Source organism: Novosphingobium sp. B-7, from assembly GCF_000410615.1.
Taxonomy (GTDB): Bacteria; Pseudomonadota; Alphaproteobacteria; order Sphingomonadales; family Sphingomonadaceae; genus Novosphingobium; species Novosphingobium capsulatum.
In genome coordinates, this window is the sequence record NZ_KE148371.1 from 12,319 (window position 1) to 28,604 (window position 16,286).

The 16,286-nt window shown below is 65.9% G+C and carries 16 protein-coding genes and 1 pseudogene; 5 read left to right on the plus strand and 12 right to left on the minus strand.

Annotated elements, in window-relative coordinates:
• Positions 1 to 157 (plus strand): annotated as a pseudogene (locus H926_RS34830) (AI-2E family transporter); the annotation flags it as partial.
• On the opposite strand, the gene H926_RS0115075 reads toward H926_RS34830, so the two are convergent.
• Positions 123 to 1,781, minus strand: a complete 1,659-nt coding sequence (locus tag H926_RS0115075; RefSeq protein WP_028658061.1) for an AMP-binding protein — start codon at positions 1,779 to 1,781, stop codon at positions 123 to 125. The pseudogene H926_RS34830 and the gene H926_RS0115075 sit on opposite strands and share 35 nt — an antisense overlap.
• Before the next feature lie 165 nt (positions 1,782 to 1,946).
• Between H926_RS0115075 and H926_RS0115080 the strand changes: the two genes are divergently transcribed.
• From H926_RS0115080 to H926_RS27895, 3 genes are read left to right on the plus strand one after another with little or no spacing between them, the layout of a single operon-like run.
• The gene (locus H926_RS0115080) at positions 1,947 to 3,140 is read left to right on the plus strand and encodes an aromatic ring-hydroxylating dioxygenase subunit alpha (RefSeq protein ID WP_022677054.1); all 1,194 of its coding nucleotides are present in this window, start codon (positions 1,947 to 1,949) and stop codon (positions 3,138 to 3,140) included.
• 13 nt (positions 3,141 to 3,153) lie between these two features.
• Positions 3,154 to 4,491: an SRPBCC family protein gene (locus H926_RS0115085; RefSeq protein WP_022677055.1), complete on the plus strand. Its 1,338-nt coding sequence runs from the start codon at positions 3,154 to 3,156 to the stop codon at positions 4,489 to 4,491.
• Positions 4,488 to 4,937: a nuclear transport factor 2 family protein gene (locus H926_RS27895; protein WP_022677056.1), complete on the plus strand. Its 450-nt coding sequence runs from the start codon at positions 4,488 to 4,490 to the stop codon at positions 4,935 to 4,937. The genes H926_RS0115085 and H926_RS27895 overlap by 4 nt, the downstream gene beginning before the upstream one ends.
• 170 nt (positions 4,938 to 5,107) lie before the next feature.
• Here H926_RS27895 and H926_RS0115095 read toward each other — a convergent pair whose 3' ends face one another.
• The 11 genes from H926_RS0115095 to H926_RS0115145 all read right to left on the minus strand — a co-directional run bounded on the left by H926_RS0115095 (position 5,108) and on the right by H926_RS0115145 (position 15,682).
• The gene (locus tag H926_RS0115095; RefSeq protein WP_148291759.1) at positions 5,108 to 5,635 is read right to left on the minus strand and encodes a cytochrome c family protein; all 528 of its coding nucleotides are present in this window, start codon (positions 5,633 to 5,635) and stop codon (positions 5,108 to 5,110) included.
• Between the two features lie 262 nt (positions 5,636 to 5,897).
• Positions 5,898 to 6,998 carry a photosynthetic reaction center cytochrome PufC gene (gene pufC / locus H926_RS0115100; protein ID WP_022677058.1) on the minus strand — a complete coding sequence of 367 codons (1,101 nt, stop codon included), beginning with the start codon at positions 6,996 to 6,998 and terminating at the stop codon, positions 5,898 to 5,900.
• A complete protein-coding gene (gene pufM, locus H926_RS0115105; RefSeq protein WP_028658063.1) occupies positions 6,995 to 7,969 on the minus strand; it encodes a photosynthetic reaction center subunit M in 975 nt (324 codons plus the stop codon). The genes pufC and pufM overlap by 4 nt, the downstream gene beginning before the upstream one ends.
• Positions 7,970 to 7,983: 14 nt before the next feature.
• A complete protein-coding gene (gene pufL / locus H926_RS0115110; protein WP_028658064.1) occupies positions 7,984 to 8,808 on the minus strand; it encodes a photosynthetic reaction center subunit L in 825 nt (274 codons plus the stop codon).
• A 118-nt stretch (positions 8,809 to 8,926) separates the two neighbouring features.
• Entirely contained in the window at positions 8,927 to 9,112 is a 186-nt protein-coding gene (gene pufA, locus H926_RS0115115) for a light-harvesting antenna LH1, alpha subunit (RefSeq protein WP_022677061.1), read from the minus strand.
• Positions 9,113 to 9,191: 79 nt separating this feature from the next.
• Positions 9,192 to 9,347 carry a light-harvesting antenna LH1, beta subunit gene (gene pufB, locus H926_RS31875; RefSeq protein ID WP_022677062.1) on the minus strand — a complete coding sequence of 52 codons (156 nt, stop codon included), beginning with the start codon at positions 9,345 to 9,347 and terminating at the stop codon, positions 9,192 to 9,194.
• Between the two features lie 139 nt (positions 9,348 to 9,486).
• Complete coding sequence (gene bchZ, locus H926_RS0115125; protein WP_022677063.1) at positions 9,487 to 10,947, minus strand: chlorophyllide a reductase subunit Z; 1,461 nt, start codon at positions 10,945 to 10,947, stop codon at positions 9,487 to 9,489.
• Complete coding sequence (gene bchY, locus H926_RS0115130; RefSeq protein WP_022677064.1) at positions 10,944 to 12,488, minus strand: chlorophyllide a reductase subunit Y; 1,545 nt, start codon at positions 12,486 to 12,488, stop codon at positions 10,944 to 10,946. The genes bchZ and bchY overlap by 4 nt, the downstream gene beginning before the upstream one ends.
• Entirely contained in the window at positions 12,475 to 13,461 is a 987-nt protein-coding gene (locus H926_RS0115135; protein WP_028658065.1) for a chlorophyllide a reductase iron protein subunit X, read from the minus strand. Before H926_RS0115135 ends, bchY begins: the two co-directional genes overlap by 14 nt.
• Positions 13,458 to 14,417 carry a chlorophyll synthesis pathway protein BchC gene (gene bchC, locus H926_RS0115140; RefSeq protein ID WP_022677065.1) on the minus strand — a complete coding sequence of 320 codons (960 nt, stop codon included), beginning with the start codon at positions 14,415 to 14,417 and terminating at the stop codon, positions 13,458 to 13,460. The genes H926_RS0115135 and bchC overlap by 4 nt, the downstream gene beginning before the upstream one ends.
• A gap of 125 nt (positions 14,418 to 14,542) precedes the next feature.
• Positions 14,543 to 15,682, minus strand: a complete 1,140-nt coding sequence (locus H926_RS0115145) for a methyltransferase (RefSeq protein WP_051146388.1) — start codon at positions 15,680 to 15,682, stop codon at positions 14,543 to 14,545.
• 90 nt (positions 15,683 to 15,772) lie between these two features.
• On the opposite strand from H926_RS0115145, the gene H926_RS34835 reads away from it, so the two are divergent.
• Positions 15,773 to 16,286, plus strand: a 514-nt coding sequence (locus H926_RS34835; protein ID WP_237741064.1) for an NAD(P)-binding protein, incomplete at its 3' end; no start/stop codon positions are given.

Below are 16,286 nucleotides of genomic sequence, written 5' to 3' on the forward strand. Positions count from 1 at the left end.
GCTGCTGGCCATCCTGGGCGGGATCGAAACCTGGGGCCTGATCGGGCTGGTGATCGGGCCGGCGCTGATTGCTGTGCTGATGCTGCTGTGGCGCGAATGGGTTGGCGCGCACCAGGGCCCGCTTAACCCGGCGCCGGAAGCGTCTCTGCCGCAATGATCTGGGCGATCTGCGCGCGCAGCTGATCCTTGCGCACCTTGCCCGCCGCCGTGCGCGGCAGGGCAGGGATCGTTTCAAAGCGTTCGGGAATCTTCTGCCGCGCCAGGCCACTGGCCGCCACGTGCGCGGCCAGATCAGCCGCCGCCACAGCGCCCCGCGCCACGATGAACGCGCAGACCCCCTCGCCCAGCCGGGCATGGGGCATGGCCACCACCGCGCAATCGGCCACGGCCGGGTGCATTGCCAGCACCTGCTCGATCTCGGTCGCGGAGATGTTTTCGCCGCCGCGAATGATCAGGTCTTTCTTGCGCCCGGTCACGGTGATCGCGCCGGCGGCGTCGCGCACGCCCAGGTCTCCGGTGCGGAAAAAGCCCTGCGCGTCGATGGCCTTGGCGGTTTCGGCCACGTCGGTATAGCCGATCATCATCGCCGGCCCGCGTGCCAGGATTTCGCCCTCGCGCCCATCGGGCAGATCGTTGCCGGCGTCATCGACAATGCGCACGGCATAGTCGACGATGCGCCCATCGGTCTGCGCCGCGCGCGCAGGGTCATCGGGCCAGCCAAAGCTGACCAGCGGCACTTCGGAACTGCCGAACACGCGAAACGGCGCGCAGCGGGCAAAGGCGGATCGCGCCTGAACGATCACTTCGGGCGCGACGGCGGCGCCGCCACAGGCAAAGAAACGGAACGTGGGCAGGGTCTCGCCCGCCCCGCGCGCGGCAGCGGCCAGTTCCACCAGGAACGGCGTGGCCGCCACCGTGCCAACCACGCCATGCCGCGCGATCAGGGCCAAAGCCTCCTGCGCGTTCCAGCTTTCCATTAGCACCGTGCAGGTGCCCATCACCAGCGGCATTTCCAGGCCATTGGCAAAGCCCGACACATGCGTGACCGGCGATGGCATCAGCACCGCCTCGCCCGGTTTCAGCCCCCAGAACGCCCCGCTCTGGCCGATTACCCGGCCCAGCGTGGCGTGGCTGTGCAGCACGCCCTTGGGCCGCCCCGTGGTGCCCGAGGTATAGAGCACCATCTTCACCGCCATGGGATCGACCGCCACCCGTGCATCCGGCAGGCTGCGCCCGGCCGCCACCAGGCTGGCAAGATCGTCAGGCCCCTCGCCGCGCACGGTGAACACATGCGCCAGCGCGGGCAGATCGGCCTGCACCCGGGCGGCCATGGCGGCATGGTCCACCTTGCGGAACACCGTGGGCACGAACAGCGCGCGGGCCACGGCATCGCCCAGCATCACGCGCATTTCGGCGTCGCGATAGATCGGCACGATCGGGTTGACCACAAGCCCGGCGATCACGCAGGCTAGGTTCAGCACCGCCGCCTCGCGCCAGTTGGGCAGCTGGAACGCCACCACATCGCCCGGCACCAGGCCCCGGGCGCGCAGCGACGCGGCCAACGCTAGGGCATCGGCCCACAGCGCCGCAAACGTCAGCGCGCCGGCGTCATCAATGATGCACGGATCATCGGGCCGCGTGGCCGCCAGATCAGCGGCGCGATCGGCTATCGTCTGATGCGGCCACAGCCCGTCGCGCACGAACGGCGCCTGGTGCGCGGCCGGAACGGCGGGCCAAGACTGGGCAGGTTCACGCGCTGATTCGCCGCTGTCGTTCATCATCCTCGTCGCCTAGCCCGTTTTTACGCTTGTTCGCCGGTTAGCGGGCGCCTGTCCACTTGGCCAAAATGCGAGGAACCTGTCACCTGTCCCAGCTTGGCAAGGCGATCTGCCTGCGGCAGCTTTGGCTATTAGCGACACAAGCAAAACAGGCAGGAGAGGCCGCAGATGAGCAATGAACGGGCCGAGCGGCGCCAGCGGATCGGCGATATTGCCGAGATCATGCTGGATTACGTCGAGCACAACAGCACCTACCAGGCCCAGCAGGTGGCGCGCGTCCGCACCGCCACCTATACCGATCCCGATCAGTGGAAGGCCGAGATGGAACTGGTGTTCCGCCGCGTGCCGCTGATGCTGGCCTTCACCGCCGAACTGCCCGAGCCGGGCAATTACAAGGCGATGGACGCGATGGGCCTGCCCGTGCTGATCGTGCGCGACAAGGCGGGAGAAGTGCGCGCGTTCCTCAACGTCTGCTCGCATCGCGGCGCGCCGGTCGCTTCCGAAGGGCACGGCAAGTGCGCCCGCTTCACCTGCAAGTACCACGGCTGGACCTATGGCCAGGATGGCAAGCTGCTGGGCGTGTCGGAAAGCGCCAACTTTGGCGATGTCGACAAGGCCGGCCTCGCCCTGCGCGCGCTGCCTTGCGAGGAGCGCGCGGGGATGATCTTCGTGGCGCTCACGCCCAATGCCCCGCTCGATCTCGATGACTATTTCCAGGGCTTTCTCGAGGATTTCGACAATGTCGGCTTTGCCGACTGGGCCTATCTCGGCAGCCGCACGATCGAGGGCGCCAACTGGAAGATCGCGTTCGACGGCTATCTCGAAGGCTATCACTTCGCCTCGCTGCACCCCGCCACGATCGAGCCGCGCACGCCATCGAACCGCATGTTCTACGAAGGCTTCGGCCCCTCGATGCGCATCGGCTTTCCCCAGCACCGCATTGCCGAGGCGCTGAAAGACGTGCCACGCGAGGATTGGGGCGACCAGGAAAACAACGGCTTTGATTTCGTGCGCATCCTGTTCCCCAATGTCTCGGCGTTCCTCGCGCCCGAAATTACCCAGGTGGCCCAGCTGTTCCCCGGGCCGACGCCCGATCGCAACCGCACCGTGCTGCACTATCTGCGGCGCGAGCCGATCCGCGACGAGGCCGACCGCGCCGCGGTGGAGCAGATGATCAACTTCTTCCGCGATGTGACCTATCAGGAAGACTATGTGATCGGATTGGAAATCCAGAAAGGGCTGGAAAGCGGCGCGCACGACAACCTGGTGTTCGGCCGCAACGAACGCGGCAACCAGTATTTCCACGAATGGCTCAACTGGTATCTGCAGGATGACGCCACCCTGCCCAAGCCGGTAATGTGAGAGGGCGGCGAGCATGACGGTTCAGGACAACAAATCGCGCTATTCGCCCGATTTCGACATGCCGGTGCGCGGCGATACGATCACAGCCGATCGCTATATCTCGCGCGACTGGATGGACAAGGAAGGGCAGAACCTGTGGCCCAAGGTGTGGCACCTGGGCGGAATGCTGGCCGAACTGGAGGAGGAAGGCGACTTCATCCGCCACGATTTCGGCAAGGATTCGATCCTGATGATCGCCCAGGCCGATGGCAGCGTGCGCGCGTTCTACAACAGCTGCCCGCATCGCGGAAACCGCCTGGTGCTGGGCGATGCCGGCTCGCTGCCGCGCATCACCTGCGGCTATCACGGCTGGCAGTTCACCCCTGATGGCGTGCTCGCCAAAGTGCAGGACCCGGATGATTTTGCCGGCGGCAACCCCTGCGGCAAAGTGCACCTGTCGGAACTGCGCTGCGAAACCTGGGGCCCGTTCGTGTTCTGGTGCATGGATGATGACGTGCCGCCACTGGCGCAGTGGATGGCGCCCTTGCAGGAACGCCTCGCCAACTATGGCCTGGATAACTGGGTGCGCGTGCTCAAGCTGTCGTGCGACGCGGAATTCAACTGGAAGGTGATCCGCGACAATTTCAACGAAAGCTACCACCTCCCCACGATCCATCCCGAACTGGCCACGTTCATCAACGACGGCCTGCCCACCACGGTCTTCGAGATGTATCCCAGCGGCCACAACGCGATGTGGATGATCGGCCACCAGGCCACCACGCGGGTGGACTATCACAGCGCCGAAGTGCCCGCCCCGCTCGATGATATCGCCCGCGCCTGGGGCATCGATCCGGCCGATTATCAGGGCCGCACCGGCGAAATCCGCGCCGCCGTGATCGCCGCCAAGCGCAAGCTGGGGCCAGAGCGCGGCTATACCATGTACGAAGACATGACCGACCAGCAGCTGGTGGACTATTTCCACTGCACGCTGTTCCCCAATCTCACCCTCACCATGTCGCCCGAACAGATGCAGGTGCTGCGCACCGAGCCGCATCCCACCGACCCGGAAAAGTGCGTGTTCCAGCACTGGTGCCTCTATCCCCCGGTCAAGGGGATGAAAGAGGTGGTCACCCCGATCGGCACCGTGCCGCTGCGCCACGATGCCGTGGCACGGCACAGCCGCTATGGCGATGGCGTGTCGCTGGGCTTTGTCGCCGATCAGGATCTGTCGATCGGCACCACGCAGCAACAAGGCCTCAATTCACGCGGCTTCAAGGGCTGCATCCTGCCCGGCCAGGAAAAGCGCATCCAGCGCTTCCACGAACTGCTCAACGATTACGTGGCCGGCAAGGGCCCGGTGCAGCCGGCATGACCTATCCCCCGCCGCCCTGCCCCGCAGACGTGCGACAGGCCCTTGCCGATCTGGTCACCGCCTATGCCATGGCGGTGGACGATATCGGCAATGCCGCCGGCGTTGCCGCGCTGTTCGCGCCCGATGGCTGCTATGACCTGACCAGCCTGGGCATGGACCGGATCGTCGGGCGTGCAGGCATCCAGGGGTTCTTCGAAGCCGCCTTTGCCACCATGGCCAGCAACGCCCACTTTGTCGGCAACGTGGCACTCGGCGCCTATGACGCCACAGCCGGCACCGCGCAGGTCACGGCCTATGGCCACGCCTTCAGCCTGGGCACCGATGGCACCCTGCTAGAGGTGAAAGCCCGCTACGCCTTCGACCTTGCCCAGCACGAGGGCACCTGGCGCATCGCGCGCCTGGGCATGACCATGCTGCTGCCCCCGGTCCACACCCCGGCGCCCTGAACACGATCCTCCCCGCCCAGCGGGGAGGTGGCAGCCCGCAGGGCTGACGGAGGGGCGCGGTCTCGAACATCGCAGAGCAGGACGGCACGCTGTCCTCCACCCACACACAAAGACGCGAAGAACACCGCAGTGCCTTCGCGCCTTTGTACAAATCGCAATAGCGTCGGTGATCAGGTCGGGTTCTTCAAATAGGCGATCACGTCGGCGCGGTCCTGGCCCTTGGGCAGGCCGGGGAACGTCATCTTGGTGCCCGGCACCACGCGCTGCGGCTTTTCCAGGTACTGGAACAGCTTTTCGGCGGTCCAGGTAATTCCACTGCTCTTGTTGGCGTTGGAATAGGCAAACCCGGCGATGGAGCCAGCCTTGCGACCCACCACCCCTGCGAGCGAGGGCCCGATCATGTTCTTGCCGGGCTCGGCCGAGTGGCAGGCCTGGCACTGTGCGAAGATCTGCTTGCCGTGCACCGGATCGGCGGTGAACGATGCCAGCGTGGTGTGATCGAGTGTGTCGGTGGAATCAGCCGCCGGCGCGGGCGTGCTGGCCGCTGCGGCCGGGGTCATCGATGCCGCTGCAGCGGCCGTCGTGGTTTCGCTGGCAGCTGGCGTCTGTTCCGCTGCCGATTTGCTGCCGCCGCCACCACACGCGGCAAGCAGCAGCGTGGCGGTGCCCAGTGCAAGATAATGAACCTTGGATATCATCTGCATCCTCCGTTTTGTTTTATGAGGCTGCGCGTCACACAGGACGGCGGGAAACTAGAACGTGTCCGATAGTGCCACGCAATACGGCCGTAAGGGCAAGAACATATCATCGCCAGGGTGCGGATCTGGCCGGCGGATCGTGCCAGTTATCCCGCATTTTTCCGATACTTCCCTCGCGCGTTAACGGCTGGCCCCCCGAACCGTTCCCGAATGCATGATCGGGCCTGACATCAAGGCGGCTGGCTGGCTTTCGGCATTGCCTTCATCCCGCCGGAGTGGCCGGCGCGGCCGAGGCGACCGGCTGGGTGGGCGTTGGCGCCTGCAACGGCGCGGGGAACGTGGCGGGAACCGTGGCGTTGCCCGGCGCGCCCCACAAGGCATGGTAATCCTTGGCCATGGGATAGCCGCCCATCGGCTTGTTCTTGCCCTGGTGGCAGGTGGCGCAGCTGACCTTGAACGGATCACCCATCGGCCCCTTGCGATAGGCCGGGAAAGCATTGGTCAGCGAGCTGATATACTGCCCATTGGTTTCGCGCACCATGCGGATGCCGTACCAGGCCTTGGCCCGCTTGGGCGTGCTGATCGGCCAGGCACCAAGAGCCTGGGCATTGTGGCAGAACGTGCAGTTCACCCCCAGCGCCTTGGACACGTGGATCATCACGGCATAGGAATTTTCGGTCTGCATCACGCTGGTCTTGTCAGCCGGCGAAGGATGCGCGGCCGTGGCCTGAACGCGGATGTTCTGGTCCTTTTTCGGATCGCCGGTCAGATAGAGCGCCAGCGAGGCATCGGGCAGCGACGAAAATCCCGTGGCGGCGATCGGGTCGTCCTGGCCATGGCGGTTGCCGATGATGCCGCTGGGCGGCGCGGGCGGCATGGTCCAGTGGTTGGTCGGCACGGCCTGGCCACGGTGGCAGGTCCAGCAGGTCACCCCGGTCTGGGCCACGTGCGATTGCCAGTTGTGGTTGATGTTGCGCGTCATCTGCAGCATGCGCCGCGCGACAACCTTGGTATAGAGTTCGTCAGAGGCCATGTTGTTGGGATTGTGGCAATAGTTGCAGCCTTCCTTGGGCGCCACCCAGGCGGTCATCGCGGCCATGGTATAGCTCAGCTGCTCGGCGGATTCATCGCCCAGCACCTGCAGGTTCTGGAACTGCTCCTTGGCGCGCGGCCCCTCGGTCGATGGCGGGTCATAGGGCGGTGGCGGCACCTCGTCCTTGGCCATGGCCACTTTCTTGACCGTGACCTGGTCCATGCCGGTGCCGCGATAGCCGTTCTGGCCCGAAACCTTGTGGGAAAGTTCGCAGCCCCCCAGGGACAGCGCGGCAAGCGCCGCCAGGGCAATAGCGGTGATCCGTCTCATTTCCCCGAGCTCCCCAAGGTGGCGGGGTCGATCACCCCGGTTGCGGGATAGTGCGGCGCATAGCCGTGCTGCTGTGCCCACAGATACCAGTTGTCGACCACCGTGCCGGTCAGCAGGATGCCGATGCCCCCGGTCAGCGTGGTCAGCACGGCAAACCACCAGGCCCAGCGATGGATCGATTCCATCGTGGCGTTGAAACCCATGGTCCAGCGCCAGAACAGCGCGGCGCGTTCCGATGCGGTGCCGCGATCGGTGATCTGCTCGATCTCGCGCTCGCCACCATAGCGGCCCACCGCCAGGATCGTCGCGCCGTGCATGGCAAACAGCAGGGTGGAGCCATAGAGGAACGCGATCGAGAAGCAGTGGAACGGGTTGTAGAACAAGTTGCCATAGCGGATCGAAAACGCCGCGGTCCAATCGAGGTGCGGAAAGATGCCGAACGGCACGCTTTCGGCCCAGCTGCCCATGAAGAACGGGCGGATAAAGCCCAGCACCAGGAACAGCCAAATCGCGCTGAGGAAGGCCCAGGCCACATGCGTGCCCATGCCGAGCGCGCGGGCGCGGGTATAGGTGCGCACCCACCACAGCATGACCGAGGTGGTCAGGCAGAAACCGGCGATGATCCACCACCCACCCTTGGCCAGCGGCACGAACGGGGAAAAGCCATATTGCGGGCCGGGCGGTTCGAGCGACAGCCACGGCAGCAGGCGCACGAACTGGATCGGGTTCCAGTTGACCGAGGCCAGCATGTTGAGACCGATGATCTCGAACGCGGTAAACCCGAAGATCAGCGCGAAAATGCCGGTCCAGCCCAGGTAGATCGGGCCGATCTGCGCCTGGCCAACCAGGCCAAGCAGGTGGACGAAGCTGCCCTGCCCGATGCGCTCTTCGCTGCCAGGTGGCAGGGCCACGCCCATTTCCGGTTCGCCGCGCAATTGCACTTGGGTGAATATGTTCTGGTAGGTCGTCATCGCACGGTGCTCCTTCACGACCAGATCGGCAGGGTGAGCCACCAGGTCCACCACTCGGGCCAACCGCGCGTCCACAATGGGCCGCTGATGACTATGCACACCGCGCTCCAGAACCCGGCGTTCAGCGCCAGCAACAGGCCCAGGCGGTGAATGCCCAGCGTGCCGATCGAATAGCCGATAAGATCGCGGAAGAAGGTGTCTTCGTATTCCGGTGACTTGACCTCACCACCCTTGGGCGGGTTCACCGCCGACAGCACCAGCGCGCCATGCAGGGCCAGCGCCAGGGTGGTGGTGAAGAAGAACGACACCGCCAGCATATGCGCCGGGTTATAATGGAAGTGCAGGTACTGGTACCCGGTGTTCGACACCCAATCGAGGTGGCTGAAGATCCCATAGGGGAAGCCCCAGTGCCACGCGCCCAGCAAGACCGGACGGATCACCACCAGCGTGAAATAGGCAAAGATCGCCATGCCAAAGGCCACCGGCACATGATAGCCCATGCCCAGCTTGCGGCAGATTTCCACCTCGCGCAGCGCCCATGACACGAACGACACCAGCGCGCAGACCGTGATGATCTGCCAGAAGCCACCCTCCTTGAGCGGCGCCAGCGCCAGGCCATATTTGAGATCGGGCGGCGCGATCGAAATCAGCCAGGGATTCCAGGTCGGGCCTTGTGATGCGGAATAGAAAATAAGCGCCGTGCCCAGCGAGGCGAAGATCGCCGTTACCACGCCGAAAAAGCCGACGTAGAACGGGCCCACCCAGAAATCGAACAGGTCGCCACCGATCAAGGTGCCACCGCGCACGCGATATTTTCGTTCGAAACTCAGGAGTGCCATGGCCATCCCCCTCTCCGCCTGGATGCGGCGGCTATTGTGTTCAGATGCCGGTTTTTTCAGGCGTCAGTGCCCATGAGGCGGCGGTCGGGATCGCCGCCGCCTCTCGCACGGGCTTGCGTCAGCTGGCCGGTTTTGCGGCTGCGGCGGCATGCGCGGCGCCCTGCGCCGAGTTGGGGCCGTCGAGCCAGTTGTAGGTGTCGGTGCTGAGCAGGATGAAGTGAATGATCAGTGCCAGCACGAGCAGAAAGCCGAACAGGGCAACCAATGTCCTGCGCGGATCGAAAATCAGCCAAAGTCTCCACATGGGTTTTATCCTTGTGCAAGAGTGTTGGCCCTCGCCCGATCAGGCCCCCTTGGCCCGACATCGCGAGGGAGTGGGCGGCTTACAGCCAGGGCTTCCACATCCAGACCAGGACGTGTGCAACCACGGCCACGCCGGTGAAGCCCAGGAAGCTGCTCATGAACAGCTTGTGGAACTCCTTGGCTTCCTCGGGCGTGAGATACGTTCTCAGCCCAAAGCGATCGTCACGATCACTCATAGCCCAATCTCCTTTCGTTGGTGGTGTGCGAGAGGCGAAACGACCTCTTCGGGTATCCTCGCGGCGCCCGAATGCACCGTGAGAATGGCTGGGCCGGGCTGCGCGCGGCAGGCTTCCGGACGGATGGAACGGGCGCGGGTCATGCGACCTGCGCCTCAAGCAGGGCATCGGCCAGCCGATCGGCCGATACGCGATCTTCGCCATGGCGGCGGGCGGCGCGCTCGGCGCCATCGCGCAGGCGCTTGGCCGCCGAAATGCGGATCAGCACGGGCTGCGCTGCCACCACCTCGTCCAGCCGCGTCTTGGCATCGTCATCCCACGGCAATTCGCGCCACGCCGCTTCGCCGACCCCGCGCGCGGGCGTGGGCTCTACCTTGTCCATTTCGGTCGCCAGCGGCAGGATGTGGAAAAGCGCGTCGAACAGCGCGTTGCACACTTCCTGCACCAAATAGGTCGCGCCGGAATAGCCCATGAACGGCGTGCCGGTGTGGCGCCGGATCGCCGCGCCGGGGAAACTGGCCGGGATATAGATCCCGCGCCCACCGCGCTCGGCGTTGTACATGCGCTCGTTATAGCTACCGAAAAGCACCAGCGGCGGATTGGCATGGATCGCCGCGCGCACGTCCTCGTTGCGCGGCTTGACCCCGGCACTGCGCGCAAAGGCAAAGTTGCACGGCAAGCCCATGTCGTCTTCCAGGAACCGCCGGATGCCGCGGGCATAGGTTTCGTTGGCCACGATGCCAAAGCTGGCGGTGGCAAAGAAATCCTGCGTTACCGAGCGCCACAGATCCCACAGCGGCTTGATCGTGGTGTGCTTTTCCCGCTCGATGAACGGTTCGGGATCGAGCCCCAGCTCCGCGCCCAGCGCGCGCAGGAACAGCGTGGTGCTGTCCAGCCCGATCGGCGCCTGGAAATAGGGCCGCTCCAGCGTCTCGCACAGGCCTCGGCCAAATTCGCGATAGAGGCACACGTTGGCCTGGGCATCGGCCAGCTTGCGGATATCGGCCAGGTGACACCCCAGCGGGAACACCACATTGACCTGCGCGCCGATCCCCTCGATCAGGCGGCGCACCTCGTGCAGATCGCTCGCCATGTTGAACATGCCGTAAGACGGGCCGATGATGTTGACGCGGGGCTTTTCCCCCTCGCGCAGCGGCCGGGCGGCGGGCACGCCCTTGGGGCCAAATTCCTTCCACAGCCAGCCCAGCGCGCGGTCGGCGCTCTGCCACTGGTCCTCGTCGATAGTGCGCGGCAGGAAGCGCTTGATATTGGTGCCTTCGGGCGTCACCCCGCCGCCGATCATCTCGGCGATGGAGCCGGTGACGACCACGGCCGGCAGATCGGGATCGAGCGTCTTCCACGCCCGCTTCATCGCGCCTTCGGTGCCGGTCTTGCCCAGTTCCTCTTCGCCCAGGCCGGTCACCACAATCGGCAGTTCGTGCGGCGGCAGGCCATCGGTATAGTGCAGCACTGATGTCACCGGCAGGTTTTCGCACCCCACCGGCCCGTCGATGATCACCTGCAGGCCTTTGACCGCGGTAAAGACGTAAACCGCCCCCCAATAGCCGCCGGCGCGATCATGATCGAGAACCAGAGTCATGATCCCACCGCCTCGGCCGCCTTGCGCGCGGCTTCGTTCAGGGAGGCGTATTTCTTCTTGAACTGCGGCCGGTCCTGCGGGGTATCTTCCCACACGCCCGCGCCCGGCCCGCTGCCCACGCCATCGAAAAAGGCACGCATGCGGTCAAACCGTGGCTTGTTGGCCATCGCCGCGTTGACCACTTGCGCCAGGCTACCCGCGCCGGCCACGCCCATCAGCGGGCGGGCGGAAATCAGGTTGGTGAAATAGAGCGCGGGGATCGCGCGCTGCTTGGCGTGCTGCACCACCGGCGTGGTGCCGATGGCCAGGTCGGGGCCAAATTCCTCCACCGCGGCAATGTCCTGCTCAAGACTGGCGCGATAGTTCACGCGCACGCCGCGCGCCTCCAGCCAGGCGCGGTCAGCCTCACCCGCCTGCGTCGCCGGGCAGGCTGTGCCGACATAGGGCACATCGGCGCCGCTTTCGATCAACAGCCGCGCCACCAGCAGTTCCGACCCTTCATAGCCGGTCACGGTGATACGTCCCTTGATCGGATTGGCCGCCAGCGCGCCACCGATCGCGGGCAGGAAGCGGTTCTTGGCCGCATCGATGCGATCCTGTGCCACGCCGCAGGCCGCGCCGATCGCATCGAGCCAGCTGGCAGTGCCTTCCACCCCGACCGGGGCAGAGCCGACGATGCCGCGCCCGGCGGCGGAAAATTCGCGCATGCTGGCGGTGTAGAACGGATGGATCGCCGCCACCGCCGCGCAATCGAGCGCGGCATACAGCTCGCGCCATTCGCGCGTGGGCACCACCGGCCCGGCGGCCAGGCCCAGCGGTTCCAGCATCATGCCGATGCCCACCGGATCGGCCGGGAACATCTCGCCCAGCAAAGTTACCGTCGGGCGATCGGGCTTGACGCGCGGCGCCGCCACCGGGCCTTGCTCGGCCTCTGCCCGGGCATAGGCGAGCATCGCGCCGGCGAGCACGTCCTTCGCCTCGGCATGGGTGGGAATGCCAAAGCCGGGCACGTCGATGCCGATGATGCGCACGCCGTTGATCTGCTTTTTCAGCAGGCGGAGCGGCACACCGCTGGCCGTGGGCACGCACAGGTTGGTCACCACGATGGCATCATAGAGCGCCGGATCGGCCAGCCCTTCCACCGCGTCCTTGATATCCTCGAACAGCTTGCCGGTGACGAGCGTTTCGGAATTGAACGGGACATAGCCCACCGTCCGCCGCGCGCCGTAAAAGTGCGAGGTGAACGTCAGGCCATAGACACAGCAGGCCGAACCCGACAGCACCGTGGCGGTGCGGCGCATGCGCAGCCCGACACGCAGCGAGCCGAACGCCGGGCACATGCTTTGCGGCTGATCGTGCGGCCCCACAGGATAATCGGCGGCATAGCGTTCCAGCAGGGCGCTGCCCTGGGCCTGGTCGGTCGCCGCGCGCAGCACGCCGGCATCGGCATGGCAGCCACCGCCGCTGGCCGGCGGCGGATCGAGCGCGATGCGGTCTGCCTGGCGCGCGGCCGGCGGCGCGGGTGCGTCAAGCCTCGTCATAGATCACCTCGAGCGAGGGCTTCTGGACAAAGGCGGCGCCGCGCATATCGGCCTGGGTGGCGGGGCGCAGCACCACATCGCCGCCCACCTGCTCAGGCGAGAACAGGCCGAGCAGGCCATCCTGGTCGAGCGGGCGCGGCTGCTGCGCGGGCGCGGTGGCAACGTTGACCGCCAGGTCTTCGAACAGGCTGCCCCACTGGCCATCGGGCCGGCCGATGATCTGGTAATTGGCTGACTTGCGGCGAATGTCTTCGTCCGCAGGAATGGCGCAGAGCACCGGGATGCCCACGGCATCGGCAAAGGCGGCGGCTTCGCCGGTGCCGTCATCCTTGTTGACGATCATGCCGGCCACGCCAACATTGCCGCCCATCTTGCGGAAGTATTCCACCGCCTTGCACACGTTGTTGGCAACGTAGAGCGATTGCAGGTCGTTGGAGCCGACCACGATCACCTTCTGGCACATATCCCGCGCGATCGGCAGGCCGAACCCGCCGCAGACCACGTCGCCCAGGAAATCGAGCAGGACATAGTCGAACCCCCAATCATGGAAGCCCAGCTTTTCCAGCAGTTCGAACCCATGGATGATGCCGCGCCCGCCGCAGCCACGGCCCACTTCCGGTCCGCCCAGCTCCATGGCAAACACGCCATCACGCTGGAAACACACGTCTTCGATACGCACTTCTTCGCCCGCCAGCTTCTTGGCGGCAGAGGTTTCGATGATCGTGGGGCAGCTGCGCCCGCCAAACAGCAGGCTGGTGGTATCAGACTTGGGATCGCACCCGATCAGCAGCACGCGCTTGCCCTGCTGCGCCATCATGTAGCTGAGGTTGGACAGGGCAAAGCTCTTGCCCGATCCGCCCTTGCCATAGATGGCAATCACCTGGGTCTGCTTGGTAACCTCGCCCGTGTGCGGGGCATCGGGCTCGATCGCGGCTTCGGCGCGCAGGGCATCGGCAGTGTTCAGCAAGGTCATGCGCAAGCGCTCCAATCGAGAACCATCTTGAGGCAGTCGGCGGCGAGGAAGGTTTCGGGATAGGCGTCCCTGGCCTCGGTCGCCGGGCGCATGTGGCTGACCAGGCCGGTCAGGCTGCACGCCCCGCTGTCGATCAGGCCGCGCGCCGCCACCAGATCGGCCGGCTGCCATTCGGCGGCGATGCGAAAGCGCGCCTCGCGCCGGAACGCCGGGGCAAAATCGAAACTGGGGCGGTTGGCATAGAAGCCGGCCATCACCACTTCGCCGCCGTGGCGCAGCCGGGCGATCAGCTGGTCCAGGCAATCGGAATTGCCGCTCGCGTCATAGATCGTGGCGTAATCGTGCCGGTCATCGTCCTTGGGCGCGATCACGCGATAGCCGCTGGCGCCCTCACGCCGCACCGCGTTGCGTTCCCACACCGTGGGCGCAGGCGCGCCCATGGCGATGGTCAGCCGCGCCAGCAGGCGCCCGAGCGTGCCATGCCCGATGATGAGATCGGGCGCCGTGCCGCCTTGCAGCGCGTGGAGCGCGGTAGCCGCCAAGGCAAACAGCACGCCATCGGCGCCCAGCGACTCGGCCACGGGAAAGGCCCGTGCCGAGGGAATGATCACGCGCTGCGCCGTGCCGCCAAACAGCGCCCGCGCATCGGCATAACAGGCCGCGCCCGGCACAAAGACCCAGTCGCCAATGCGCCCCTGCGCCTCGGCCCCGGCGTCGACAATGCGGCCCAGCGACTCATACCCAGGCACCAGCGGATAGCCCATGCCGGGAAAGACCGGCATTTCGCCCGACCACAGCAGCTTTTCGGTGCCCGTGCTGATGCCGCTCCAGCGGATGTCGACCACCACGTCGCTCGGGCCAAGAACGGCGCCGTTGCCGGCGACCGAACTGGTCAACGTCAGCTTGCGTAGCGCAATGCACCTGGGTGCTTCGAGTATGACGGCCAGCGCATCCATGCCCCGGTCCTTCTCCCAACGGTCGGTCAGACCCCGTCGCGTTCACCCGAAAGCGGGTACGTTCCGGCAAGGATCACCATACGCCAACCTTGACATACGTCAATCTACCTTGACGTTTTTAAGTGTCATCCAAACGCGACAACCACACTGGCAACCACGGGATATGCCGTGCGATGGCGCCGCCACCCCGCAAATCCGGCCTTTTTGAGCAGCGCGCCATATTCAGCCGCGCTGCGCGGGCGCCCGGCATTCATCGCCCAGAGATAAAATCCGAAGTAGGCATCACCCATCGCGGCCGCGCCCGGCGTCTTGGCCATCGGCTCTGCCACCACGAGTCGCCCGCCCGAAACCAGCGCCTGGCGCGCGGCGCGCAGCAGGGCCAGGCAGGCATCATCATCGTGATCGTGCAGCACCCGCACCAGCGTGATGCAATCATGGCCCGGCGGAATCGGATCGCGAAAGAAATCGCCGCCATGCAACGCGATGCGCCCGCGCATCGCCGCTGCATCCAGCCAGGCGCCGGCGCCGGCCACCACCGGCGGCAGATCGAACACCGCCACCTCCAGCGCCGGACAGGCCTTGGCCACCGCGCTGGCAAAGGCGCCATGGCCACCGCCGAGATCGAGCAACCGCCGATGCCGGGCAAAGGGATAGGCCGCCAGCGCCTGCTGCGCGACCATCGCCTGCGAAGCCGCCATGAGCGCGGAATAGGATGCCGCCTCGTGTTCGCTGGCATCCTGGGCATAGTGCCAGAACGACGAAAGCGCGGTGGGCATGGCCCGGTCGCGCAGCAGCAGCGCCACGGGATCGGCCAGATCGGCATAGAGCAGCGCATGATGGCGCACCATCGCGATCGCGCCGGGATTGGCCTGCAGGGCGGCGCCCTGTTGCCCCAGCATCCACAACCCCGGTGCCACTTCCTCGGCCAGGTCGAGCGCAGCCGCCGCGCGCACCAGGCGCAACGCGGCCTGGGGCGAAAGGCCGCTGGCCAGCGCCACGTCATCTGCACTGCACGGCCCGCGACGCAAGAGATCAAGCAGCCCAACCTGCACCGCCGCCATCAGCACCTGCGAATAACAGAAGCCCGCCACCAGATCGAACGCCTGCGCCGCGCGGCGGCGTGACACGATCGCAATCCCTGGCAGCCGCGCCGCCCAGAACTGGAAGCGCGGGCTGGCCAGCACCCCGTTGCGCCACGCCGTCCACCGTCGACGCCAAGGCGCCACGGCAGACGGCGGGTCCAATTGGTCTGGAATAGTGGACATTTCCATATGTCTATTTTAATGGACATCATTGGTGTAAAGATCAATTCCTATTCCCGAGGGTGATTCCTTTCGCAAAGGGGCACGACGCGCATGGCGGCACGGGTTGCGATCATCGGCGCAGGCATTGGCGGGCTGGCAGCGGCCGCGCTGCTCGCCGCGCGCGGCCTGGCGGTGACCGTGATCGAAAAGGCCGGGCATCCGGGCGGCAAGGCGCGGCAGTTGGCCGTCGATGGCGTGGGCATCGATGCCGGCCCCACCGTGTTCACCCTGCGCGATGTGTTTGCCGATGTCTTCCGCGATTGCGGCCCTGACCTAGCCGATCATGTCACGATCCGCCGCGCCCAGGTGCTCGCCCGCCATGCCTGGGACGGGGCCGGCCAGCTCGATCTCCATGCCGATCCCGCGCGCAGCGAGGAAGCGATCGGCGATTTTGCCGGCGCGGCGGCCGCCGCCGGCTTTCGCGCCTTCCGGGCCGAGGCCGCGCGCATCCACGGCATTCTTGACGCCACCATGCTGCGCGGATCAAAGCTCGCCTGGCCGCCTTCGCTGATGTGGCGCATCGGCCTGTGGCGGGGGGGGGGTCTCCTGGCCCTCCGCCCTTTTG